Annotated in this window: 1 protein-coding gene; it reads right to left on the bottom strand. The window is 55.8% G+C overall.

Annotated features, from left to right (window positions below):
- Positions 1-704: trimethylamine methyltransferase family protein (locus ACR0EL_RS22330; RefSeq protein WP_480502333.1), on the bottom strand; the 704-nt coding region annotated here is incomplete at both ends.

Here is a 704-nt window from a genome sequence, read left to right as displayed (position 1 = left end):
CGGATGGCGTCCATCGCCTGTGCATTCTCATCATAGGCCACACCTTTGGCCAATCCGTGCAAGACGCCCAACTGATCGGCATCCATGACGAATTTCTCGAAATCCGCCACCAAGCCGCCTTCGAGCCAACCGCAGGAATGCAGCATGAAATTCACACCCGACATAAGACCCATGTTCAACGAATTCGCGGTCTCATACGCAGCTTGCGCATCCGGCAATTTTGAACCACAGAACGAACCCGCAGAGCGATATGGTAGACCCAGTCGGCGCGCCAACTGACCCGCGCCATAAGTGACGTGCGAAGCCTCTGGGGTGCCAAAGGTCGGCGCTCCTGAATTCATGTCGATCGACGATACGAACGCCCCAAAGATCGCAGGAGCACCCGGACGGATGATCTGGCTATATGCTACACCTGCCATGACCTCGGCCAGAACCTGCGTCAGCGTGCCCGCGACCGAAACCGGTGCCATAGCACCACCCACGATGAACGGCGAAATAATGCAGGCCTGATTGTTTGCGGCATAAACTTCCAGAGAACCCATCATCACGTCGTCAAAGGTCATCGGCGAGTTGATGTTGGTCAAAGATGTCATCACGGTGTTGTTCTGCACGAACTCTTTGCCGAACAGGATCTCGCACATCTCGATCGAATCCTGCGCCCGGCTAGGATCAGTGACCGAACCCATGAACGGTTTGTCGGACAG

The sequence above is a fragment of the Ruegeria sp. AH12 genome, from assembly GCF_056541465.1.
The sequence above is the reverse complement of the archived record's forward strand: the minus strand, read 5'-3'. Positions and strand labels throughout refer to the sequence as shown.